This is a genomic window from Tardiphaga sp. 172_B4_N1_3 (genome assembly GCF_052076035.1).
Lineage (GTDB): Bacteria > Pseudomonadota > Alphaproteobacteria > Rhizobiales > Xanthobacteraceae > Tardiphaga > Tardiphaga robiniae.
Genome location: NZ_CP197238.1, coordinates 3,787,313 through 3,811,766 on the forward strand (window position 1 = coordinate 3,787,313; position 24,454 = coordinate 3,811,766).

19 protein-coding genes are annotated in these 24,454 nt (G+C 62.0%); 10 read left to right on the forward strand and 9 right to left on the reverse strand.

Features of this window, described 5'->3' with window-relative positions:
- Positions 1–4: 4 nt before the first annotated feature.
- From AB7783_RS18000 to AB7783_RS18020, 5 genes are read right to left on the reverse strand one after another with little or no spacing between them, the layout of a single operon-like run.
- On the reverse strand, positions 5–613 hold the full coding sequence (locus tag AB7783_RS18000; protein WP_441278373.1) for a hypothetical protein: 609 nt from the start codon (positions 611–613) through the stop codon (positions 5–7).
- Positions 610–1,458, reverse strand: coding sequence for an ABC transporter permease (locus AB7783_RS18005; protein ID WP_441278374.1), 849 nt, complete (start codon positions 1,456–1,458; stop codon positions 610–612). The genes AB7783_RS18000 and AB7783_RS18005 overlap by 4 nt, the downstream gene beginning before the upstream one ends.
- Positions 1,455–2,276 carry an ABC transporter ATP-binding protein gene (locus AB7783_RS18010; protein WP_441278375.1) on the reverse strand — a complete coding sequence of 274 codons (822 nt, stop codon included), beginning with the start codon at positions 2,274–2,276 and terminating at the stop codon, positions 1,455–1,457. Before AB7783_RS18010 ends, AB7783_RS18005 begins: the two co-directional genes overlap by 4 nt.
- Entirely contained in the window at positions 2,273–3,277 is a 1,005-nt protein-coding gene (locus AB7783_RS18015; protein WP_441278376.1) for a YVTN family beta-propeller repeat protein, read from the reverse strand. The genes AB7783_RS18010 and AB7783_RS18015 overlap by 4 nt, the downstream gene beginning before the upstream one ends.
- The gene (locus AB7783_RS18020; RefSeq protein WP_441278377.1) at positions 3,265–4,443 is read right to left on the reverse strand and encodes an ABC transporter substrate-binding protein; all 1,179 of its coding nucleotides are present in this window, start codon (positions 4,441–4,443) and stop codon (positions 3,265–3,267) included. The genes AB7783_RS18015 and AB7783_RS18020 overlap by 13 nt, the downstream gene beginning before the upstream one ends.
- Before the next feature lie 163 nt (positions 4,444–4,606).
- Between AB7783_RS18020 and AB7783_RS18025 the strand changes: the two genes are divergently transcribed.
- Positions 4,607–5,086, forward strand: coding sequence for a DUF3280 domain-containing protein (locus AB7783_RS18025; RefSeq protein WP_089266262.1), 480 nt, complete (start codon positions 4,607–4,609; stop codon positions 5,084–5,086).
- 13 nt (positions 5,087–5,099) lie between these two features.
- Here AB7783_RS18025 and fghA read toward each other — a convergent pair whose 3' ends face one another.
- Together fghA and AB7783_RS18035 are read right to left on the reverse strand one after the other, a co-directional pair.
- A complete protein-coding gene (gene fghA, locus AB7783_RS18030) occupies positions 5,100–5,945 on the reverse strand; it encodes an S-formylglutathione hydrolase (protein ID WP_441278378.1) in 846 nt (281 codons plus the stop codon).
- A 71-nt stretch (positions 5,946–6,016) separates the two neighbouring features.
- Positions 6,017–6,637 (reverse strand): response regulator transcription factor, encoded by a 621-nt coding sequence (locus AB7783_RS18035; RefSeq protein WP_068734560.1) that lies wholly within the window; start codon positions 6,635–6,637, stop codon positions 6,017–6,019.
- A gap of 214 nt (positions 6,638–6,851) precedes the next feature.
- Between AB7783_RS18035 and AB7783_RS18040 the strand changes: the two genes are divergently transcribed.
- Both AB7783_RS18040 and AB7783_RS18045 read left to right on the forward strand, forming a co-directional pair.
- Positions 6,852–8,273 (forward strand): histidine kinase, encoded by a 1,422-nt coding sequence (locus tag AB7783_RS18040; RefSeq protein WP_441278379.1) that lies wholly within the window; start codon positions 6,852–6,854, stop codon positions 8,271–8,273.
- A gap of 106 nt (positions 8,274–8,379) precedes the next feature.
- On the forward strand, positions 8,380–10,797 hold the full coding sequence (locus AB7783_RS18045) for a TonB-dependent receptor (RefSeq protein WP_441278380.1): 2,418 nt from the start codon (positions 8,380–8,382) through the stop codon (positions 10,795–10,797).
- Positions 10,798–10,810: 13 nt separating this feature from the next.
- Here the strand turns inward: AB7783_RS18045 and AB7783_RS18050 are convergent, their stop codons facing one another.
- Positions 10,811–11,194 carry a YkvA family protein gene (locus AB7783_RS18050; protein WP_441278381.1) on the reverse strand — a complete coding sequence of 128 codons (384 nt, stop codon included), beginning with the start codon at positions 11,192–11,194 and terminating at the stop codon, positions 10,811–10,813.
- Positions 11,195–11,412: 218 nt separating this feature from the next.
- On the opposite strand from AB7783_RS18050, the gene AB7783_RS18055 reads away from it, so the two are divergent.
- The 3 genes from AB7783_RS18055 (at position 11,413) to AB7783_RS18065 (ending at position 16,042) form a co-directional block, all read left to right on the forward strand.
- The gene (locus tag AB7783_RS18055) at positions 11,413–13,194 is read left to right on the forward strand and encodes an acyl-CoA dehydrogenase (RefSeq protein ID WP_441278382.1); all 1,782 of its coding nucleotides are present in this window, start codon (positions 11,413–11,415) and stop codon (positions 13,192–13,194) included.
- Positions 13,195–13,301: 107 nt separating this feature from the next.
- Complete coding sequence (locus AB7783_RS18060) at positions 13,302–14,063, forward strand: crotonase/enoyl-CoA hydratase family protein (RefSeq protein WP_089265991.1); 762 nt, start codon at positions 13,302–13,304, stop codon at positions 14,061–14,063.
- A gap of 335 nt (positions 14,064–14,398) precedes the next feature.
- Positions 14,399–16,042, forward strand: a complete 1,644-nt coding sequence (locus AB7783_RS18065; RefSeq protein ID WP_441278383.1) for a bifunctional metallophosphatase/5'-nucleotidase — start codon at positions 14,399–14,401, stop codon at positions 16,040–16,042.
- A gap of 1,037 nt (positions 16,043–17,079) precedes the next feature.
- On the opposite strand, the gene AB7783_RS18070 is transcribed toward AB7783_RS18065, so the two are convergent.
- Positions 17,080–19,155, reverse strand: coding sequence for a putative bifunctional diguanylate cyclase/phosphodiesterase (locus AB7783_RS18070; RefSeq protein WP_441278384.1), 2,076 nt, complete (start codon positions 19,153–19,155; stop codon positions 17,080–17,082).
- Positions 19,156–19,464: 309 nt separating this feature from the next.
- On the opposite strand from AB7783_RS18070, the gene AB7783_RS18075 reads away from it, so the two are divergent.
- The 4 genes from AB7783_RS18075 to dxs all read left to right on the forward strand — a co-directional run bounded on the left by AB7783_RS18075 (position 19,465) and on the right by dxs (position 24,422).
- Positions 19,465–20,400: a histone deacetylase family protein gene (locus AB7783_RS18075; RefSeq protein WP_089265990.1), complete on the forward strand. Its 936-nt coding sequence runs from the start codon at positions 19,465–19,467 to the stop codon at positions 20,398–20,400.
- A 92-nt stretch (positions 20,401–20,492) separates the two neighbouring features.
- Positions 20,493–20,744, forward strand: a complete 252-nt coding sequence (locus AB7783_RS18080) for an exodeoxyribonuclease VII small subunit (protein ID WP_068734542.1) — start codon at positions 20,493–20,495, stop codon at positions 20,742–20,744.
- A 101-nt stretch (positions 20,745–20,845) separates the two neighbouring features.
- Positions 20,846–22,153 (forward strand): hypothetical protein, encoded by a 1,308-nt coding sequence (locus AB7783_RS18085; protein WP_441278385.1) that lies wholly within the window; start codon positions 20,846–20,848, stop codon positions 22,151–22,153.
- 343 nt (positions 22,154–22,496) lie between these two features.
- On the forward strand, positions 22,497–24,422 hold the full coding sequence (gene dxs / locus AB7783_RS18090; RefSeq protein ID WP_441278386.1) for a 1-deoxy-D-xylulose-5-phosphate synthase: 1,926 nt from the start codon (positions 22,497–22,499) through the stop codon (positions 24,420–24,422).
- The last annotated feature ends 32 nt before the right edge of the window (positions 24,423–24,454 follow it).

The following is a 24,454-nucleotide window of genomic DNA, read 5'->3' on the forward strand; positions in this document are numbered from 1 at the left end:
GATATCATTCCATCTCCTGCTGGATGGTGCGGCTGAGCGCGAACAGCCGCTGGTCGATCAGCGTCGGTACCTCGCAGACGAAGGTGACCACGCGGCGCCGGTCGTCGAAGATGCGGGCTTCCCATAGCAGCTTGTTGTTGAGTTCGTCGATCTTCGCCTGATCGGGTGGCGACGCGCCCTGCAATGTCTGCAGCATGGCCGTATCGGCGCGGACCCGGTCGGCGGCTTCGCGCTGCTTGCGCGTGACGCGTTCGAGACCGGCCAGCACAGTCGCGCGCTGCGCGTTCAGGCTGTCGAACAGCCCGGCGAAGATCAGTTTGCCTGACCTGGCCTTGTCCGGCGATCGCGAGAGAAAATCCGTGATCGCCTTCTGCGCTTCCTCAACGGGGACGCGCCGTGTCGCCAGACGTTCGACAAGCGCGCTGACCTCCGCGTCGTCCTTCCAGGCGCTGGCGACATTGTCGATCGGCGGTCCGGCCCAGACGGCGGCCAGCGAGATTTCCGGCACTTTGGCCTGAATGCACGGCCAGTCGGGATAACGCGGATCCGCGGCCTGCGCAGTGCCCGACCAGATCAACAAGAGTGCTGTGATGATGCCGATCGCTCTGTTCATGTCTCGCCCCCGGCTGGTGCCCGGCGGGCAAGGCCGCGACCGGGATCGTAAGCAATGATTGCACCGATCATGAATACGGCGGTACAGCCCGCGACAACGGCAAGGGAGACCCAGTTGACCTTGTCATAGAGCGCGAAGCGGATCAGTTCGACCGCATGGGTGAAGGGATTGAACAGGCAGAGATAATAGAGCATCGGGCTGCCCTCCTGCACGCGCCACAAAGGATAGAGTGCGGACGACGCAAAGAACATCGGGAAGATCACGAAGTTCATGACCCCCGCAAAATTCTCCAGTTGCTTGATGCGCGACGAGATCAGCATGCCCAGCGATCCCAGCATCAATCCGGACAGGATCAGTGCCGGTAGAACAGTGAGATAGCCAATGAGCGGCGGAGCGATGTCCCAGAACCACGCGATCAGGAGAAACGCATAGACCTGCAGCAGGGAGACCACTGTCCCGGCCAGCAGTTTGCATACCAGGAGAAACCAGCGCGGCAGCGGGCTGACCAGAAGCGTCCGCATGTTCCCTATCTCGCGGTCATAGACCATCGACAACGACGACTGCATGCCATTGAACAATTGGATCATCGCGATAAGGCCGGGCGCGATATAGACCTCATAGAGAATATAGGTCTCGTAAGGCGGGATGATCGAGATACCAAGCACCTGCCGAAAGCCGGCGGCGAAAATGAACAGCCAGACCAGCGGACGCACCAGTGCCGAAACGAAACGTTCGCGCTGATGCAGGAAGCGCAGCGCCTCCCGCCACAGGATGCCGTTGAGGCAGGTGACATAGTTGCCGAAGCCCAGCTTGCGACGCTCATGCGTGACGAATGTCGTACTCACGATGACCTCCCGCGTCGGTCGGCCGCCTCGGTCATACCCCGGAAAGCCACGTCGAAATTGGGCGCGCCGGTTTCGCCGAGGATCTGCGTCACGGAACCGCGCGCGAGCACATGACCGTGATGCAGCACGACGAGATCGTCGCTGGCGGCAATCTCGTCAAACAGATGTGTTGCCCACAGCACGCCGATGCCTTGTTCCGCGACCAGCATTCGAACATGCGCAAGAATATCGGCGCGCGCCTGCACGTCGAGGCCAACGGTCGCTTCGTCCAGCAACAGCAGCCGCGGCCGGTGCAGCAATGCGCGGGCGATCTCCAGACGTCGCATCTGTCCGCCGGAGAGATCGCGCACCCGGCTGTTCACCCGGTCGGCAAGGCCGATGCGCGCAATCACCTCGTCGCCGCGCACGCGAGCCTCGCGCCGCGCGATGCCTTGCAGTGCGGCATGATAGAGCAGGTTCTGCATGACAGACAGATCGAGATCGAGCGTACGTGGCTGAAACACCACGCCAAGCAGCCGCAAGGCTTCGCTCGGCGCATCGCTGATGTCGTGGCCGAATACGCTGATCCGTCCAGTTTGAATGCCGAACAGCCGGGTGATCAGCGCAATCAGCGTACTCTTGCCCGCGCCATTGAGGCCAAGCAGTGCCGTGAAACTCGCCGGTGCGACATTGAAGGAGACATCCGACAGCGCCTGCCGACGACCATAGTGATGACTGATGCCTGCGACCGACAGAGCGGGTGTGACATCCGGCACGTCAATGGGCTCCGGCGCGTCGTGCGCGATCTGGTCAGGGCGGGATGTGTCGATCGTGGTCATGGCCGTGCCATGGCGACGCCCCAGGGCAATTCGCCGACCTGAATGGTCTTGATGACTTTTTGCGCCGCGACGTCGATGACCGAGACATCGTTGGAGACGCCGTTGGTGACCAGCAGATATTTCTCATCGGGGGTAAACGCCATGTGCCAGACCCGCTGGCCCACCAACAGATACTTGATCACCTTGTGGGTCGTCGCATCGACGATGGCGATCCGGTTGGCAGGGCCAAGCGCGATAAACGCGATTTTGGCATCCCGGGTCATGCCGATGCCGACCGGCTGAATGGCTTCGCGCCGCAGACCGGCAATGTTGAACTCGATCTTGCCGGTCACGACCCGCCTGGCGGGATCGATCACGGATACGGTGCCGCCGATCTCGGACGACACCCACAGCTCCGAGCCGTCGCGTTTGAATTCGGCAAAGCGCGGGCGCGCGTCGACCAGGACATTGGCCACGATCTCGCGTGTCGTCGTGTCGATGAAATGCGCCATGTTGGTGGTTTCGGACGTGTTGATCAGGATCTTGCCATCGGGGCTGATCGCCATGCCTTCGGGCTCGACACCGACCTGTACGTCGCCCATGCGCACGCGTTTTTCGAGATCGATCACGGTCACCGTGTTGTCGTTCTCATTGGCGACATAGAGAATCTTGCCGGCGGCATCCTGGGTGAAAAGCTCGGGGTCCGGACCGGATGGTAGCGAGTCGACCACCTTCTGGCTGGCGACGTCGATGATCTGGATGGTGTCGTCGTCACCGACCGCGACCAGTACCGATTTGCCATCGCGCGTCAGTTCGATGCCGCGTGGACGCTGACCGACCTTGATGGTCGCGGTGACGGTCCAGCTATCGGTGTCGATCACCGAGACAGTGTTACTCTTCTCGTTCGACACATAAGCGAGAAAGGCCGATGCAGGCACTGCCGTTGCAAGCCATACCGCCGCTCCACACAGCCAGACACGGCGCAGCATCTTCGATCTCTTCATCATCATTACAGCCTGCATTTGCTTTCCGGACGATCTATACCGAGCGTGTCGAGCTCCGAGACCTGATGCAGGAAGCCGTCCTGCGGCGAGACCGAAATCACCATGCGCCCGTCGACCAGCAGGATCGGCTGGCGTAGCTGCAGGTTCCAGTCGCGGATTGTGAGCCGCTGCCCCTTGAAGCCGGCGATGGAGAAATCGGGCGACTTCAGAAACGCCAGAATAGCCTTGCCGTCGCCCGAATTCGTGCGGGACGCGGCCTCGCCGATCATGCGGGTCGCGAGCCAGGCCTGCATGTCGCGCGCTGTCATGCGGCGCGCGTTGAGTTTGGTGAAGCGGTTCTGGATCTGCACGGCGCCCCATTGATCCTGCGCAGCATGCCAACTGGTCGGCACCAGACCCGCCGATCCGGCGACCGGCCGCGGATCCCAGGTGCGATACGGCAAATAGGAAGCGAAGACTTCGCTCTCGTCGGCGGCGATCATGACGTCATAAGCCGGTGCCTGTTGTGTGAAGACCGGGATCTGGCGCTGGATCAATGTGACGCCGCTATCGGTGCGCCGCGCGCCGCCAGTGTCTTCGAAGACGCGTTCCTGCACGATCTTTGCGCCGAACCGTGCGGCGGCACGGCGATAGGCGTCGGCTTCAAGCCGATCGTCGTCATGCGAGCCGACCACGAGCAGCCAGCGTTTCCACTGCTTCCACACCAGATACTGCGCCAGCGCATCGGCCAGCATCGATCGCGTCGGCGCGATATGGATCACATTGGCACGGCAGTCCGCCTCGCGCAGGCGGTCGTCGGCGGCACCCACATTGAACAGGATGCCACCGCGGTCACGCACCGCATCGGCCGCCTGCAGCAATGCATCGGGCGGCAAGTCGGCAATGATGAAGGTATTGCGGCCAGCGAGATCGCGTGCGGCTCCGGCGACATCGTCACCGTCCTTCACACGGACCTCGTCCAGCCCGAACTGCTGCTTCAGGAACTTGCCCGTGGTGTTGTTGTCCTCGATGGCGAGCCGCGCGCCGGCGATGCCATCGTTCTCGGACGGTAATTCGACCAGCGAAAGAGTTGCCTTGATGCCGGCCTGACCGAGATAACCGATGCTGATCGTCAGCGGTTCGGCCGCCAACGCAGACGACGTCACGGCGCAGAGACTGATCGCGCCGATCAACCACCGTATCATGTTCCCTCCGGCTACTCCTTCCCGGCTTGGCGCCGGTGAAGGGTCTCGTGCTTGAAACATGAACCAATTATCGTAGCTTGCAACCTCGGATTCTGCCGACGCGTTGCATTTTAATGATGCGAGGTCCGCGATGAGAGCCCTATCGATCACCGTGCTGTTACTGATGATGACAGCGACGGCTCACGCCGCAGCGCCTAAAGTGGCCGTGTTCAATTTCGAATGGCTGGATACGAGCCTCGAAGGCGAGGTGAAGGGACGCCGCAGCGACGAGCAGGCAAGATTGCTCCATGCTGCCGACCAGCTTCGCGAGGAGATGAAGCAGTCCGGCCGTTTCGAGCTGCTGGACATGTCATCCCTCAATGTTGCGGCGCAAGGCCGGAACTTGCAGGCATGCGGCGGCTGTGACGTACAACTCGCGCAGCAGATCGGCGCCGACCTCGTCATTACGGGGCTCGTACAGAAAGTCTCGAACCTGATCCTCAATATGAACATCACCCTGCGAAATGTTCACACCGGGCGGCTGGTCGCCACAATGAGCGCTGACCTGCGCGGCAACACCGACGAAAGCTGGTCGCGGGCGACGAGCTATCTGGTTCGCAACCGCCTGCTCGCACCTAATTACGGTGCCCCGCAGCCGCAGTAACGCAAGCCGCTGCTCACCCCTTGAGCCGCGCGGCGTGCCAGCGCAGATGATCGGCCATGAAGGTCGAGATGAAATAGTAGCTGTGATCGTAGCCGGGCTGATGGCGCAGCGTCAGCGCAATGCCTGCCTTGTCGCAGGCGCTCTGCAGCAGTTCAGGCCGCAATTGTTCGGTCAGAAAATTGTCGGCGTCGCCCTGATCGACCAGCAATTCGGGGAATCGCGCGCCGTCCTCGATCAGGGCAACCGCATCGTGCTTTCGCCACACCGCTTTGTCGTCACCGAGATAGCCGCCCAGCGCCTTGATCCCCCACGGCACCTGCGACGGCGCCACGATCGGAGCGAAAGCGCTGGCCGCCCGGTAGCGATCAGGATGACGCAGCGCAATGGTCAGCGCGCCATGTCCGCCCATGGAATGGCCGAGAATCGACTGAAGACTGCTATCTATGGGGAATTGGTCGGCCACGAGCTGTGGTAGCTCCTCGGTCACATAGCTCCACATGCGATAGTTGCGCGCATACGGTTCTTGGGTGGCATCGACGTAAAAGCCGGCGCCCAGCCCGAAGTCATAGGCATTGTCGGCGTCACCGGGAACATCGGCACCGCGCGGGCTGGTGTCCGGCGCAATGAAGATCAGCCCCAATTCGGCACATGCGGCACGAAAGTCGCCCTTTTCGGTGACATTGGCGTGGGTGCAGGTGAGGCCCGAGAGATACCAGACCACAGGCAGCCTGACGCCATCCTGATGCGGCGGCACATAGACCGAAAATGTCATGTCAGTTCCGGTCACGCGACTGGCGTGTTTGTAGACACCCTGTGTGCCGCCATATGATCGATTGAGCGAAACTGTCTGCATGGTCATGACTTTACAGGTTGGGTGCGGCAGCGATGCGACATCGCCGAAACAAGTGATGTCTGGTCAGGGACGCCCGGTCAGGCGATGCCACGCTCGATGGCGAAACGCACCAGTTCGACTGAGCTGCGGACGCCGAGCTTTTGCCGCATGAGTGACGATGTATTGGCCACCGTCTTGTAGGAGGCGTGAACCATCCATGCAATCTCGGCAAGGCTCTTGCCGGCACCGAGCAGTCGCAGGATCTCCATCTCGCGCGAATTCAGCTTCGACAGCGGGCTTTGCGTCAGCGCAGGCCCAGCAAAAGCAAGGCTTCGCGCCATCGCCGGCGGGAGATACACGCCGCCGCGCGCAACCTCATAGACGGCCTCCAGGAGGTCGTGTGGGTCGCCGGTCTTGGAGACATAACCCTTGGCGCCACTCTCGATCGCGCGGGCAGCGAAGATCGGGTCATCATTCATGCTGAACATGATGATGCGCATCGTGTCGTCGCGCAGCAGAATGCGCCGCGCCAGTTCATATCCGGACACTGTCGGCAGATTGATGTCGATGATGCAGATATCGGGGTCTCCGGTCAGGAAAACCTGCTCACCACTGGCGGCATCGGACGCTTCCAGCAGTTCGATCTCCGGATCGTCCGCGAACACCGCGCGGCAACCCGATGTGACGATGGGGTGATCATCGACGATCAGAACGCGCATGGGTTAACCCCGTAAACTCTGTCGGCAAGAAACCAAGAAACTCTGTCAGCAAGTCTCGGCCTGCTCCTCGATTGCTGCGCTGCATCAGCCGCGCGCCTTTGGAGTGACATGATTGACAATCGAAGGTCGCCTCGATCCGATATGATCGCCGTCGAATTTCGCTGTCAAGTTCATAGTCGCGGCATGCAGGCGAGATGCGAGTGAAAGCATGGTCATGTGGCAGAATCTTTCGCTGCGCGCGCGGATCAATCTTCTGGTGGCGCTCGTGCTCGCTCTTGGCCTGGTCGCCAATGTCGTGCGGCTCGCACTGGAAGCTGGCCCACGCGTCCAGGCCGAGGACCAGAGCGTGATCCGGCTGACACGTGAAGTCATCGAAAGTATCGGAACCAGCCTGAACGAAGCGCCGGATCCGAATGCGCGGCTCGATAAAATTGTCGCCGATCTCAATCGATTGCGACATGTCAGCATCGTCAGGCAAAGCGATGGGAACATGCCGTCCCCAAAGAGTGACGGGCATGACCGGAGCGACGGCGCAGGTTCTCCACCATCGTGGTTCGTGTCATTGATCCATCCCGCGCGGATATCGGAGTCAGTGTCGGTGATGGTTGGCGACAAACAGCAGACGCTGCTGATCACGTCCCATCCCGATGACGAGATGCGGGAGATATGGGACGGCATCGTCACCCAGCTCGCAGTCAGTCTGATCGTTGCAATGGTGCTGTTCGTCGTCACGAGTCTCGTCGTTCGGCGGGCGCTCGCGCCGCTCGTTGCATTGTCGCAGGCTATGGTCGATATCGAAGCGGGAAACTATCAGGCACGCGTCGCCCCCGCGGGCGCACCGGAACTCGCCGCACTCTGCATCCGGCTCAATCATCTCGCTGCCACATTGGGCGATGTGCTGGAGGACCGGCGGCGTCTGGCCCAACGGGCCGTCTCGCTGCAGGATATCGAGCGCAAGGATATTGCGCGCGAATTGCATGATGAGTTCGGGCCGTATCTGTTCGCCCTGCGCGCCCATGCAGGCGCAGTGATGCGTCTCGTCGATCACGATCCATCGGGCACAGGCGCCTTGTCGAGGCACGGCACTGCCATTCTGGCGCAGGTCGATGTCCTGCAGCAGTTCAATCGCCGCATTCTCGAGCGGTTGCGCCCGGTCGGGCTGACGGATCTCGGTCTGTCCGGTGCTATCGCGGTCTTGCTGCGTCTCTGGCGCGAATCCCATCCGGAGGTCGTTATCGAGAGCCGGATATCGCCGACGCTTGCTCCCCTTGGTGAGGTCGCCGAGCTGACCGCCTATCGCGTCGTTCAGGAGGCACTCACCAATGTGTTCCGCCACGCGCAAGCCTCTGCCGTGAGCGTGGTCATCGAGCCGGTGACGGGAGCGGCGGCGCAGCCTGAGCGTGACAATGTATTGGTCCGCGTGCGCGACAATGGCCTCGGCCTCGACCCCGATCACAATGGCGGCTTTGGCCTCATTGGCATGAGAGAGCGGGTCTGGGCCCTGGGCGGGACGCTCGCGGTTAGATCTGATGTGGACGGTGTGACTGTCGAGGCTATCATTCCCGTGACGGAGCCGCTGCCAAATCCGCCTGTTAAGCGCGATCGGGAATTTGTCCCGACTTTATCGGGAAAATAACTGAGACGGATTTCGACATTTGCAGATAGCGCAGCCTCTCACACTCGCTAGTATCACGCTACCGAACGGTGCCATCAGAGCGCCGACGCGGAATGGGGTGAAACAGATGCGCGTAAGAGTGCTGGTCGTGGCTTCGCTGTCGACGGGTTTTCTACCGGTTTCCGAAACGGCTTTTGCGCAAAGTCCACCTGGAGAGCCGCAGGTGCTGCCTCCGGTGGTGGTGTCCGCCCCCGCCACCGCCAGCAAACGCGGCCCCCGGCGTCAGACCACCCAGCGGGTCGCCGAGCGGCCGCGTACGGTCTACGTCTATCCGACCACACCGACGTCGCGTTCCGGCATCGACGTCGACAAGGTCACGGCGAGTATCAATTATGTCGATGCCCGCGCGATCGAACGTGCCAATTCCCTGAACGTCACGGATGCGCTGCAGCAGCAAGTGCCCGGCATTCTGATCAACGAAGTCGCGGGCAATCCCTTCCAGCCCGACCTGCAATTTCGCGGTTTCGTGGCGTCGCCGGTGGCCGGTACGCCGCAGGGGCTCGCGGTCTATCAGAATGGCGTGCGTATCAACGAGGCCTTCGGCGACACCGTCAATTGGGACCTGATCCCGACCGCGGCAATCCGATCGGTCACCGTGGTCACCAACAATCCCGCGTTCGGCCTCAACGCGCTGGGCGGCGCGGTCAACATCCAGATGAAGGACGGCTTCAACTATCAGGGAGCCGAGCTGAGCACGATGGGCGGCTCGTTCGGCCGCATCCAGGGCTCGGCGCAATGGGGCAAGCAGGTCGAAGGATTCGCCGTCTATGGCGCGCTCGAAGGCCTGCATGACAAGGGCTTTCGCAACTTCGCGACATCGGACGTCCGACGCTTTTATGGCGATGTCGGCTATCGCAGCGACAGCAGCGAGCTTCACCTCAATATGGGCGTCGCCAACAACAAGTTTGGCGCCTCGGCGACCGTTCCGGTCGAGCTGCTGCAGCAGAATTATGGCGCCACCTATACAACGCCGCAGACCTCGAACAACCGCGTCGGCTATCTCAATTTCACTGGAAAGGTCGAGGCGACGCCGACCTGGACGGTGGAGGCGTCGGCGCATCTGAGATTCTTCCGGAACAAGACCCAGGATGGCAATCCAACCGGCACCCAGCCCTGTGAAGATCCGACCCTCTTGTGTTTCGGCGATGACGACACGCCGGCCAACGGCCTGAACGGCGCGCAAATTGCCAATCCCTTCGCGCCCGGCGCCGTTCTTGGCGAGAATGATCGGACCTCGACGCGCTCGACCACGGTGGGCGGCTCCCTGCAGGCGACCAATACCGATCAGTTGTTCGGCCATAACAACCGCTTTGTCGTCGGCGCCAGCTATTCGTCCAGCGCCAGTCACTTCACGGCCAGCGCCGAACTCGGCACCATCGGCCCGGATTACATCGTCACCGGCAGCGGGATTTCCCTCGGTCAGTCCGGCGACCCGATCGCGATCGGCCCGGTGTCGCTGCGGACCACCAACCGCTATGGCGGCATTTACGCGCTCGACACGTTCGATGTGACCAATGCCTTTTCGATCACCGGCGGCGGCCGCTTCAACACGGCGCAGATCGTGCTTGAGGATCAGATCGGCACCGCGCTCAACGGTGACCACACTTTCAACCGTTTCAATCCGATCATCGGCGGTACCTACAAGATCACGCCTGAGCTGACGGCCTATGCCGGCTATTCGGAAGCCAACCGCGCGCCGACCCCGCTGGAACTCGGCTGCGCCGACCCTGCCAATCCCTGCATCGTCGGTGCCTTCCTGATCTCCGATCCGCCGCTCAAGCAGGTGGTTTCGCATACGATAGAAGCTGGCCTGCGTGGCACGAAGGAGCTGAATGCGGGCACGCTGGGCTGGAAGCTCGGCGCCTTCCGCGCCACCAACACCGATGACATTCTCGCAATCCCGAGCCCGGTGCTGCAGGGCTATGGCTATTTCCAGAATGTCGGCTCGACGCGCCGGCAGGGCATCGAGGCGGAAGTCACATTGCGTGCGCCGACCCTGCAGCTCTATGCGAGCTATGCCTTCGTCGATGCGCGCTTCCTTGATCCGCTCGCGATCGGATCGAACAGCCCGTTCAAGGATGACGACGGCAACGTCCAGATCCTGCCCGGCAACCAGATTCCGGCGATCCCGCGTCACCGCGTCAAGGCCGGGTTCGACTATGCGCTGACTGACGCTTTCAAGGTCGGGGCTGATGCGCTGTTCGTCAGCAGCCAGTATTTCGTCGGCGACGACTCCAACCAGGCACCGAAACTTGAAGCCTATACCGTGTTCAATGCCCACGCGTCGTACCAGATCGATAAATCCGTGCAGGTCTTCGCCCGCGTCGACAACCTCCTCGACCGACGTTATTCGACATACGGGACTTTCTTCGAGACCGACTCGGTGCCGAATTTTGCCAATGGCGGCGCCCAGTTCACGGACGCACGTTCGGTTAGCCCGGCGCGGCCCCGCGCCTTCTATGCCGGTGTGAAGGTCAGGTTCTGAGGGGCGCGGACGATCAGGTCTGCGTCCAGTAGCGATAGCCGAGCCACCCGAGCAGGAGTGCGCTGGCGAGCCACAATACGATGATGGCGATCATGCCCGATCTGCTGGTCGGGCGTTCCGCAGCCTCGCGCGCCTTGATCCGGTACTCCGCCATCACCTCGCCCGGGACCAGCGCCACCACGAGCCAGATGCCCAGCGGCACGATGATCAGGTCGTCGAGATAGCCGAGGACCGGCACGAAGTCCGGAATGAGATCGATCGGCGACAGCGCATAGGCGGCGACAGCGATCGCGAGAACTTTCGCAAACCACGGCACCCGCGGATCGCGCGCGGCGAGATAGACGGCATGCGTGTCCGTCTTGATGTGTCGTGCCCAGCTTTTGATCCGCGTCAACATGAATGCCTCGTATCGCACAAGTCAGCTTCAGAATAGCCATTGATATTGCAGCAGAAGTTGGCGGATCTCGCCTCCCCCTGCGAAGGGTCGAATCTTCCCGCCCTAGCCACAGCGGGCCCCGGATGCGCCCTTTGGCGTGTTGAGGAGCCGCCCGTTTCGTGGGAAGACGGCGGAAAGCTGAAAAAGTGTACCCAAAGAATTTCTGGGAGCGAGATGCCATGACCTACCGAGCACCGATCAACGACATGCTGCTGGCCCTGAATCACGGCGCCGGCCTGCAGGCGGCCCTGAAAGCCGGCCATTACGGCGATTTCGACGCCGATATGACCGCTGCCGTGCTCGAAGAGGCCGGCCGCTTTGCCAGTGACGTTCTGGCGCCGCTCAATACCGTGGGCGACAAGAACGGTATCAAGCTCGCGGATAATAAAGTCACCACCGCCCCCGGCTGGCCCGATGCCTATGCGCGCTGGACTGCCGCCGGCTGGAACGGCGTCTCTGGCCCCGAAGCTTTCGGCGGCCAGGGCCTGCCGCTGGCGATCAATGCCGCCTGCACCGAAATCTGGAGCGCGTCGAACATCGCCTTCGGCCTTTGCCCGCTGCTGACACTGTCGGCCATCGAGGCGCTCGACGCCCATGGCAGCGACGAGCTGAAAAAGATCTATCTGGAAAAGCTGGTCACCGGCGAATGGACCGGCACCATGCAGCTCACCGAGCCGCAGGCCGGCTCCGATGTCGGCGCGCTGCGCTCGCGTGCCGAGCGTCAGGCCGATGGCAGCTATCGCATCTCCGGCACCAAGATCTTCATCACCTATGGCGATCACGACATGACCGACAACATCGTGCATTTCGTGCTTGCGCGATTGCCCGATGCCCCCGCCGGTACCAAGGGCATCTCGCTATTCCTGATCCCGAAATTTCTCGTCAATGCCGATGGCTCGCTCGGTGAACGCAACGACATCCATGCCTCCGGCGTCGAGCACAAGCTCGGCATGCACGCCTCCCCCACCTGCACCATGACCATGGGCGACAAGGGCGGCGCGGTTGGCTACCTCATCGGCGAGGAAAATCGCGGCATGCTCTGCATGTTCACGATGATGAACCAGGCCCGGCTCGGCGTCGGGCTTGAAGGCGTCGGCATTGCCGACCGCGCCTATCAGCAGGCACTGGCCTTCGCGCAGGAGCGTAAACAAGGCCGCGGCATCGGCAGCAAGACCGCCGGCATGGACCCGATCATCGTGCATCCCGACGTCAAGCGCATGCTGATGCAGATGCGCTCGCTCACCGCCGCTGCGCGCACCATCTGCTACGCCACCGCCGTGGCGCTCGACATCGCCGCGCGTTCGCCCGACGCCAAGGTGCGCACCGAAGCGGCCGCGCGCGGCGCATTGCTGACACCGATCGCCAAGGCCTTCTCCACGGATATCGGCAATGAAGTGACGTCACTCGGCGTGCAGATCCATGGCGGTATGGGCTTCATCGAAGAGACCGGCGCTGCGCAGCACTACCGCGATGCGCGCATCACCGCGATCTATGAAGGCACCAACGGTATCCAGTCGATCGATCTCGTCACGCGCAAACTCGCGGCATCGGGCGGCGAATCCGTATGGGCACTGCTGGACGAACTCGGCGGCATCGTGTCGCGCGTCGAGGCCTCCAACGATCCCGCCTTCGGCACCACCGGCGCAAAACTCCGCGACGCGCTCGGCTCGCTGGAGCGTTCGAGCAAGTGGCTGCTGGAGAAGCTGGCCTCGGCGCCGAACGACGCACTGTCCGGCGCCACGCCCTATCTGCGGCTGTTCGGCTCCGCGCTCGGCGGCTGCATGCTGGCCAATGAGGCGCTTGCAGCGCGCGACATCGACGGCGGCAGCGACGCGACGCGTTATGTCACACTGGCGCGGTTCTTCGCCGAGAATGTTGCGGTGCAGGCTGGTTCGCTTGAACGCACCGTGATGGACTCCAGTGAATCCGTGATGTCGGCCGATGCTGTTTTGCTGGCATAAACCATCGCCCACCATATCGGCCGCAGCGGATTGATGTAATATCCGGCAGAGGAAACGCGGCAGCCGCGCTTTTTGCGGGGCGCTATGGGCTATGCCAGGGAATTGACATGACCGAACATCTGATCGTGACCGACGACGAGGCCACGCGCGTGATCACGCTGCGCCGGCCGGAAAAGAAGAACGCGCTGACGCAGGACATGTATCACGCCATGTCGGACGCGATCGACACCGCGCAGAACAATCCCGATATCCGCTGCATGATCATCACCGGCGGCTCCGGCGCCTTCACCGCGGGCAACGACCTGCAGGATTTTCTGAAGGACAGCGCCGAAAAGGCCGAGTCCCCACGCGCGTCGAACGCCGTGAAGTTTCTGTATTCGCTGGCGCAGAACACCAAGCCGATCATCGCCGCGGTGGATGGCATTGCCATCGGCATCGGCACGACCATGCTGTTCCACTGCGACTATGTGCTGGCCTCGACCACCGCAACCTTCTCAACGCCGTTCATTCATCTCGGCCTGGTGCCGGAAGCCGCCTCCAGCCTGCTGTTCCCGCGTACCATGGGTCATCAGCGGGCCTTCGCCGCGCTGGTGATGGGCCGCACGATGACGGCGGAAGATGGCCAGGCCGCCGGTTTCATCAACGAAATCGTGCCGCCCGGTCACACCGAAGTCGAAGCGCGCAAGGTCGCCCGCGAAATCTGCGCACTGCCGGTGGAAGCCGTGGCAATCTCGCGCCGGCTGCTGAAGCTCCCGCCCGAGGATCTCACGCGGCGCATCGATCAGGAGAGCCATCTGTTCGGCGAGCGCATGAAGTCGCAGGAAGCGAGCGCGGCGTTCAAGGCGTTCTTCGCGCGCAAGAAGGGGTGATGATTCTGCGCTTTCTTAACCTCTCCCCGTGTTTTACGGGGAGAGGTCGACGTTCAGGCGCACAGCGCATGAACGTCGGGTGAGGGGCATGGCACAATCGTCAACGCAATTGTGAGCTATCGTGTCGCTGTCACGTCAAATGATAGCGGCATGAATGACCACTCATCGCAACCAAAGCTGCGAATATCCGACCTGAGAGACCCTCCGCTTTGCTGACATCGTGCCCTGCCCCTCACCCGACCGGCTTCGCTGCGCTTCGCCGGTCGACCTCTCCCCGCCTAGCGAAGCTGCGCTTCGCATGGACACGGGGAGAGGTTAAGACCATCGTACTTGCGGTGCTCGCGGCATGGTCGCTGAGCTTTACGGGTGCTTACGCCCAGACCCCCGCATCCCCCGTCGACGTCACCGTCCTTGCCATCAACGACTTCCACGGAAATCTGCGCCCTGCCCCCGGCGGCATCGCCATCGACGATCCCGCCGACAGGACGAAGAAGATCACGATCCCCGCGGGCGGTGCCGAGCATATGGCGACGCTGGTGAAGCAACTCCGCGCCGGCAAGCCGAACAGCGTATTCGTGGCTGCCGGCGACCTGATCGGCGCCAGCCCGTTTCTCTCCGCGCTGTTTCATGATGAACCGACCATCGAGGCACTATCGATGATGGGCCTTGAGATCGCCTCGGTCGGTAATCACGAATTCGACGAAGGCCGCGAGGAGCTGCTGCGCATGCAGAACGGTGGCTGCCATCCCGTCGATGGCTGCCAAGGCCCGCATCCGTTTGCCGGCGCGACGTTCAACTATCTCGCCGCCTCGACCATCGATACGAAGACCGGCCGGCCGCTGCTGCCGGCCTATCAGATCAAGACATTCGACGGCATTCCCGTCGCCTTCATCGGCCTGACGCTGAAAGGTACGCCCGGCCTCGTGGCGCCGCCCGGCATTGCCGGTCTCGAATTCAGGGATGAAGCGGACACCGTCAATGCGCTGGTGCCCGAACTGAAGGCCAAGGGTGTCGAGGCCATCGTGGTGCTGATCCATGAAGGCGGCTTCCCCACCGGCGACTACAATGAATGCCCGGGTATTTCCGGACCAATCGTCGATATCGTGAAGAAGTTCGACAAGGCGGTCGACGTCGTGGTCAGCGGCCACACGCACCGCGCCTATACCTGCCAGATCGACGGACGGCTCGTCACCTCGGGCGACAAATACGGCACGCTGGTCACCACCATCGACCTCAAGCTCGACCGTACGACGCGCGATGTCATCAGCGCCAAGGCCGACAATGTCATCGTGCGCACGGCGACCTATCCCGCCGATCCCGCGCAGACCGCCTTGCTCGCCGCCTATGACAAGGTTGCCGCGCCGATCGCCAGCCGTCCTGCGGGATCGATCACCGCAACGCTGTCGCGCATGCCCGACATGACGACCGGCGAAAGCCCGCTTGGCGATATCATCGCTGACGCACATCTCGCCGCGACATCGGCCGGCAATCTCGGCGCTGCCGTGATCGCCTTTACCAATCCCGGCGGCATCCGCGCCGACATCACCAAATCGGCCGACGGCAGCGTGACCTATGGCGACGTCTTCGCGGCACAGCCGTTCCGTAATCAACTGGTGACGCTGACGCTCACAGGCGCGCAGATCAAGGCGATGCTCGAGCAGCAATGGAACACGCCGAGCCGGCCGCGCATCCTGCAGGTCTCGAAAGGCTTCAGCTATGCCTGGGATAATACGGCGGCAGCGGGCCAGCGCGTTCCACCCGAGCGTATGATGCTGGATGGCAAGGTGATCGATCCCGCAGCAAATTATCGCGTCACCGTGAACGGCTTTCTGGCCGTCGGCGGCGATGGCTTCACGGTGCTGAAAGAGGGCAAGGAGCCGCTGGTCGGCGTTTATGATGTCGATGCGCTGAATGCCTACATGAAGGCCAACAGCCCGGTGTCGCCGATGCCGCTGGGGCGGATTGCGCGAGTGGATTAGCGGAACGTCTGTCTGCCCGAAGCTGTCATTCCGAGGCCCGGAATCTCGATCCACACTCGTCATTCCCCGGCAAACCAATTGGTTTGCCTGAGGGCGCACGAAAGCGGCGGAGCCGCTGTAGTGCGAACCCGGAATCCCGAAATGTTCAGCTCAAAACAGGCTGAGATTCCGGGTTCCCGTGCGCGAAGGCGCGCCCGCGCTCCGGAATGACGAGCGAGGGGCGGTAGACAGCGCTAAACATTTTTTCCTATGCTCTGTTGACACCATCTCCATCAGGTTTATATTCCCCTTCGTCCTGCCCCACCGAGAGGGGCGATCGCGATCGTCACGTTCGCGGGGCAGGATGCGGTGGACGCCGGAGATGCGGCGTCACGCGGTTCATGGGGTAACGTCTGTCTTCGGGCAGGACGGATCTGCGCCAGCACTGCCACTGGCAAGGAGACGGCCGGCCTTCGGATGGACAGACTCCCTGGACAGTGTGACGGACGACCAAGTCAAAACGTGTCCGGCCTATTCGCTTGAGGCTCCCTTCCCATCGCCTTGGGACTTTAATTCGCGATCGGAGCGTTCGTCGAGGCAAAGTGCAAGCAACCGAAAAAACACCGCAGGCGGAACGTCGGGCAATCGCTCGGCGCCTCCGAAAGTCCTGATGCATTACCCCATGCGGAAGACCGCATTCGCATCAGGCCCAAGGGTGCAACGGGCACCCGGCGTTCCGCACGCCCTCTCACAAGGGGGCGGGAATGCAAGAGACGACGGCGCCCCCGCGCCGCAAACAATGGGGGCGATGACGCATGTCTGAAGCGCAGTGGCTGTTTGACAGTTGAATCTGCAACGGCGCGATGGAGCCGCCGCACCCACAGGTGTCATCCCCGGGCTTGACCCGGGGATCCAGCTTGGCCCGCACACCGTCGCACAAGAGAGATGGATGGCCGGGTCAAGCCCGGCCATGACGTGGGGAGAAGCCTGGGATTATTGCGAAGCTCGCTTCGCGCCATCCGGCCATGACGATCATGAAATTGAACGGCCTTCACCTTCTACGCCACGTTCCTCCGGTCGATCTCGCTATGGACATCGAACGGCTCCGGCCTGCCCACCGCATAGCCCTGCGCAAAGTCGACGCCGATCTCCGTGAGCGCCGTGATGATCTCGGCGCTCTCGACAAATTCCGCCACCGTCCGCTTACCCATGATCTTGCCGATATGGCTGATCATCTCGACCATGGCACGGTCGATCGGATCGGTGAGCATGTCCTTGACGAAGGAGCCATCGATCTTGAGATAGTCCACGGGCAGGTGCTTGAGATAGGCGAAGGACGACATGCCGCTGCCAAAATCGTCCAGCGAGAAGCGGCAACCGATCTGCTGCAGCGCCTGGATGAATTTATTGGCGTCGGCGAGATTGGCGATGGCGCTTGTCTCGGTGATCTCGAAGCAGATGATGGTCGGCGGTATCCGATAGATGCGGAACTGCTCGCGGACATAGTCCAGAAAGCTTTCATCCTTGAATGTCGCGCCGGACAGGTTGATGGCGCAGGTCGAGACCGGCGTCGCACCTTCGACCAATCGCGCGGCGAGAATGATGAACGCATTCCTGACCACCCAGCGATCGATCAGCGTCATCAAACCATAACGTTCTGCCGCGGGAATGAAATGGCCGGGCGCAACCAGTTGCCCCGCCTCGTCGCGCAGCCGCAACAACAGTTCGACATGCAGAGTGCCATCCTCGCGCTCGCTGAGCGGAATGATCTTCTGGGCATAGAGACAGAAGCGATCCTGTTCCAGCGCATCGTGAATGCGCTGTACCCAGTTCATTTCGCCGAACCGCTGCAGCAATTCGGAATCGCTGGGCTGATGCAGTGTAACGCGATTGCGGCCTTTCTCCTTGGCCATGTAACAAGCTGCATCGGCCGCGCGTAGCGCCTCTTCCAGCGTCACCTCGGGCTGCGCGATACAGACGAGGCCGATACTGACGGTGACGTTGAACGAACGTCCGTTCCAGACGAAGTTCAGCTCTTCGACCGTCCGCCGCAATCGCTCGGCGGTCGCCGCCGCACGATCCGGCTCGCAGCGTTCCAGCAGCACGGCGAATTCATCGCCGCCAAGGCGGGCCAACAGATTGTCCGGGCGCAGATGTTTTTTCAGTATGCCAGAGACCTGCCGCAGCAGATGATCGCCGGCAGCATGGCCGCAGGTGTCGTTGACGATCTTGAATTGATCGAGATCGAGAAACATCAGTGCATGCGGCCGCGCATCGGCGTCGATCCGCGGCAATGCGTATTGGACCCGACGCTCGAATTCGCGGCGATTCGCCAGCCCCGTCAGTGCATCATGCGAGGCCTGGAACGCGAGACGTGAGATGTATTTCTGCTCACGCTCCTTCTCGATCTTCAGCGCCGTCTCGAAGCGCTGACGCTGGATCAGCAGATTACGTGTCCGCCAGATGCCGAGCAGGATCAACAGCGCCGCAGTGAACACATTGGCGACCAGCAGAATGCCTTGAATGGCGCGGGAGCCGATGCCGAGGCGTCGGGAGAACTCCACTGCCAGCGGCGAGGTCTGTTCATTGATCTGGTCGATTTGCGCCTTCAGGGCTGCGAGGCGCATCGATCCCACCTTGCCATCGATGACGCTGGCGTGAATGGCGTCGGCCGTATCCACCAAATTCTGGATCACGGGATCGGTGGCGTGCCAGGTCTCGATGGCTCGGGCGAGATAGACGACCTTGCTGAAATTGCGAAACAGCGAGATCATGCCGGGGATGTCTGCGGCATCGTTGCCGCCTTGCAGGAATCCGTCATAGGCAGCCCGCAGATCCGGCACCGGCTGTTCGAGCGCGCGGCGCGCGATGAGATCCCCGAGCGGCACGGCGATGCTCGCCTGATAACGGCGATAATATCTGTCGTCGCCGGTCTCGGCATAGAGGCTGAGTGCATGCACCGCCTCCATCTGCCCCTTCGACCATCGGCTTTCGCCGGTGACATAGGCGCGGACCGACGACAGGATGTGGATGCTGGTGCCGGCGAGAAATGCCTGCAGCAAGACGATGGCAACGAACGGCCACACCGAACGCAAGAGATGGGGTACGCGCCTTGGATATTTCGATTCACTCATCGCGTACGAACCCACCCCAGACGCGAGCGCAACTGCGGAGTCCGACGATGGAATATGCGCACCTTCTCCGCAGAATGCCGCGGCCTCCACCGATAGCAGCCGCGACTTAACGCGCGTTTCAATTCCGCGGCGTCAGGCGGTGTCGATGAAACGACATGAATCGAATGTGAAGAAAGCGATCCATAATTCTGATCGGTAGCTCTGTTAGGGGACGACCGCACCAGCGATGCCCCCCTATCGGAACCTGACCTGACCGGCTAGGTTATCGTCTCATCATACCAGCACACCCTGCGCTTGCGGACCATTTGCATGACGACACTTCTTCTGAGCCATCCGGCCTCGCTCGATCACCTCACCCCGCCCGGCCATCCTGAACGCCCCGACCGTATGCGCGCGGTGGCGCAGGCACTCAGCGAAGACCGCTTCAACGCGCTGGTACGGGGCGAAGCGCCGGAGGGCAATCTCGACGTCGTCAGCCTCTGTCATGACAATCATTACATCGATGAGCTGCGCCATGTCGCGCCGAGCAGCGGCCTCGTCTATCTCGACGGCGACACGTCGATGTCCCCCGGCACCTGGGAAGCGGTGATGCGCGGCGTCGGCGGCGCAATCGCGGCGACCGACGCGGTAATGAAAGGCGAGCACAGCAATGCCTTCGTCGCGACCCGCCCGCCCGGCCATCATGCCGAGCACAACAAACCGATGGGCTTCTGCTTCTTCGATCAGGCCGCGATTGCAGCGCGGTATGCGCAGCGCACCTACGGCATTACCCGCGCGGCCGTCGTGGATTTCGACGTCCACCATGGCAATGGCACGCAGGACATTTTCTGGGCCGACCCCACCGTGATGTATTGCTCGACACATCAGATGCCGCTGTTTCCCGGTACCGGTGCATCCCAGGAGCGCGGCGAGCACGACACGGTCGTCAATGCACCGCTGCATGACGGCGACGGCAGTGCAAAATTCCGCTCTGCTTTCGACAATCTCATCCTGCCGCAATTGCAGAAATTCGCACCGGAACTGCTGATCATCTCCGCCGGCTTCGATGCGCATCGCCGCGATCCGCTCGCGTCGCTCAATCTCGACGCCGAGGATTTCGGCTGGGTGACGCGCAAGCTGATGGATCTCGCCGACAGCACCGCCGGTGGCCGCATTGTCTCGGTACTCGAGGGTGGTTATGATCTTCAGGGCTTGAAAGAATCGGCTGCGGCCCATGTTTCTGCGCTGATGGGGGCATCGCGCTGAAAGGGGCGCAGGTCGCAAAACCTACCCGCCACAATACGCCCTCAAACATGTCTTTGACTCCGTCCTTCCAAAACGCGCGCACGGGAAACCGAATGGCCGAGAACACTCACGCTGACGTCAAGAAACTGACCTTTGAGACCGCGATCGAAGAACTGGAATCGATCGTGAAGCGCCTCGAAGACGGCAAGGTGCCGCTGGAAGAGTCGGTCGCCATCTATGAGCGCGGCGAGGCGCTGAAACGGCGCTGCGACGAGTTGCTCCGTCAGGCCGAAGCCCGCGTGGACAAGATCACCACGGATTCGAACGGCAAAGCGATCGGCACCGAACCGCTGGACGTCCAGTAGGAAATCGCGCGGGCTGAGACCTCGCACCACCCCGCGGCCGAATTAGCGCTTGGCGCATGGCGCGGCCTGTTTATAGTCCGCCGTCAGTCCGGGGAACCAGCGTGCGCGTCCAGCACCGTCATGTCATCTATGTGCAGGGATACGATCCGCGGGGACTCTCGCAGTATTACCGCATGTTTCGGACCGAACTGCGCAAGTTCGGCCGGCTCTATGGTCTGACCACCTCGGTCAGCCGGCCGAAAGGTCATACGGACGGCGAATTCGCGCATGAATCCGCCTCCTGGCGCATCGAAACCTCCGGCGACGGCTGGCAGACCACGACCGATTACGACTTCCTGCGCTGGGAAGACATGATCCAGCGCGATCTGGCCGTGCCGATCTGGCGCACGCTGATCCACGCCATCGCCATCTATTGGGGCCTCGTCTTCTCCGGCACGATGGGCCGGTTCTGGAAGGCGCATTGGCGCTTCGCCACCTTCATCAGCTGGCCCCACGTCCTGCTGCTCAACGGAGCGATCTGGTCGGCGGGCATCGCCTGGCTGTTCGCGCTAGGGCTGCAGGCACTTGGAATACACGGATTTCTGGTGGGCTGCGGCGCTGTGGCGGTGTTCGTGGCCGTCCTCGGCTCGCTGCTGAAATACACCGAAAAGCACACCTATCTGCTCTATCTGATGGCCGATACGATCTTCACCTGGCAGTTCTCCCACGGCAACCGGCCGGACTGGGACGCCCGGATCGACCGCTTCGCGCAGCATCTGGTCCAGGTCGCCAAGTCTACCAAAGCGCAGGAAATCGTGCTGGTCGGTCACAGCTCCGGCTCGTTCCTTGGCTCCGAAATCCTCGCCCGCGCGCTGAAACTCGATCCGGAACTTGGCAGCCACGGCCCTCGTGTCGTGCTGCTGACGCTCGGCGGCAATATGCCGATCGTCGGCTTCCATAGAGTCGCGCAAGGCTTTCGCGACAATTTGCGGCTGCTGGCCGTGGAGCCATCCATCGACTGGATTGACTGCCAATCCCGCAAGGACGTGATGAACTTCTTTCCGTTCGATCCCATCGCCGGTCACGGGATCGACGCTGGCCCGGCCCGGCGGAATCCCACCATCGTCCCCGTCCGGTTCCGCGAAATCATCCGCCCGGAACATTACAACCGGTTCCGCTGGAAATTCTTCCGGGTGCACTTCCAGTTCGTCATGGCCAATGAGCGGCCGCATGCCTACGATTTCTTCATGATCGTTTGCGGGCCTGTGCCTCTCAGGGGGCGTGTCAGTCAGCCGGCCACAACTTTGGCGTTGGTGGATGGCACCGCCACTACCCGCGAAAACGCATGGAAAAAGCTCGATTTGGGCGCGAAGAGCCCTAACCACACGGGTTCCCATGAGACGGAACCGGTCGCCCGGCGCATCGGCTAGGCACACCGCGCGAATGTCCATAGCGCCTTTGTGCTGCCACCCCCGCAGGCACGGCGGTTGGCTTTGGCCATCGCTTTGGTGTAAAGGGACTAGGACTATGCGCTGACGAGCAGGCTGAAACGCCGGCCGTTAACGTAGATAAGCGCTTCATTCATCTGGCAAAAATGATCAGATGAAGTCGCCGCCAAGCATGTTAGATATCACACTGAAAAATCGAAGCCCATTATAAGGCCTCGAAACAGGCTTCCCGGTTCTGGAGGCTGCGGTTGTCCAGTGGGCGCGCGGAAACGCGACGGCCCCGAAGCCAGACGCAGTCCCGGACATGTAAAATTGGAATAGTGCCGTGACCGATTTTAGTAAGACACCGTTGCTCGATACCATCAAGACTCCGGAAGATCTCCGGAAGCTGAAGGTCGAGCGGGTTCGTCAGGTTGCCGACGAGCTTCGTCAGGAAACCATCGATGCGGTGTCCGTCACCGGCGGCCACTTCGGCGCCGGCCTCGGCGTTGTCGAACTGACCACCGCCCTCCACTACGTCTTCGATACGCCGCGCGACCGCATCATCTGGGACGTCGGCCATCAGGCCTATCCGCACAAAATCCTCACCGGTCGCCGCGACCGCATCCGTACGCTCCGCACCGCCGGTGGCCTGTCGGGCTTCACCAAGCGCAGCGAGAGCGAATACGATCCGTTCGGCGCCGCGCATTCCTCGACCTCGATTTCGGCTGGCCTCGGCATGGCGGTCGCCCGCGACCTCTCCGGCGGCAAGAACAACGTTATCGCCGTGATCGGTGACGGTTCGATGTCGGCAGGCATGGCTTATGAAGCCATGAACAACGCAGGCGCGATGAATTCCCGCCTCATCGTCATCCTCAACGACAACGACATGTCGATCGCGCCGCCAGTGGGCGCCATGTCGGCCTATCTGTCGCGCATGTATTCGGGCAAGACCTACCGCTCGCTGCGCGATGCCGCCAAACAGCTCGGCAAACATCTGCCGAAACTGATCGCCGACCGTGCCGAGCGCGTCGAAGAATATTCGCGCGGCTTCATGGTCAACGGCGGCACGCTGTTTGAAGAGCTCGGCTTTTATTATGTCGGCCCGATCGACGGCCACAACCTCGATCACCTGCTGCCCGTGCTGCAGAACGTCCGCGACATGGAGACCGGCCCGATCCTGCTTCACGTCGTGACCCAGAAGGGCAAGGGCTACGGTCCGGCCGAAGCTGCGGCAGACAAATATCATGCCGTCGTGAAGTTCGACGTCGCCACCGGCACCCAGTCGAAGTCCAAGCCCAACGCCCCGGCCTATCAGAACGTGTTCGGCCAGAGCCTCGTCAAGGAGGCCGAGAAGGACGACAAGATCGTCGCCATCACCGCGGCCATGCCGTCGGGTACAGGCGTTGATATCTTCAACAAGGCGTTCCCGAACCGCACCTTCGACGTCGGCATCGCGGAGCAGCATGCAGTGACTTTTGCCGCCGGTCTTGCGACCGAAGGCTACAAGCCGTTCTGCGCGATCTACTCGACCTTCCTGCAACGCGGCTACGACCAGATCGTCCACGACGTGGCGATCCAGAATCTGCCCGTGCGTTTCGCCATCGATCGTGCCGGACTGGTCGGTGCGGATGGTGCGACCCATGCGGGCTCATTCGACAATGCCTATCTCGGCTGTCTGCCGAACATGGTCATCATGGCCGCCTCCGATGAGGCCGAACTGGTGCACATGGTCGCGACCCAGGTCGCCATCAACGATTCACCGAGCGCCCTGCGCTATCCCCGCGGCGAAGGCCGCGGCGTCGAGATGCCGGAAGTCGGCATCCCCCTGGAAATCGGCAAGGGCCGCATCGTCCGCGAAGGCAGCAAGGTTGCGCTTCTGTCGTTCGGCACGCGCCTTGCCGAATGTGAGAAGGCCGCCGACGAACTCGCCGCTCATGGCCTGTCGACCACTATTGCCGACGCGCGCTTCATGAAGCCGCTCGACACTGACATGATCCTCAAGCTGGCCCGCGATCACGAGATCCTTCTGACCGTCGAGGAAGGTTCGATTGGTGGATTCGGCTCGCATGTGATGCAGCTGCTCGCCGACAACGGCATGCTCGACGGCGGTCTGCGCATGCGTTCGCTGGTGCTGCCCGACATGTTCCAGGATCACGACACGCCGGCAGCGATGTATGCCCAGGCGGGTCTGGACTCCAAGGGGATCGTCAAGAAGGTGTTCGAGACCCTCGGCAAGGATTTCAAGGCCGAGACCGTCAAGCTCGCTTGATCTGTCGTTGAACGCGACATCGCGTTTGCAAT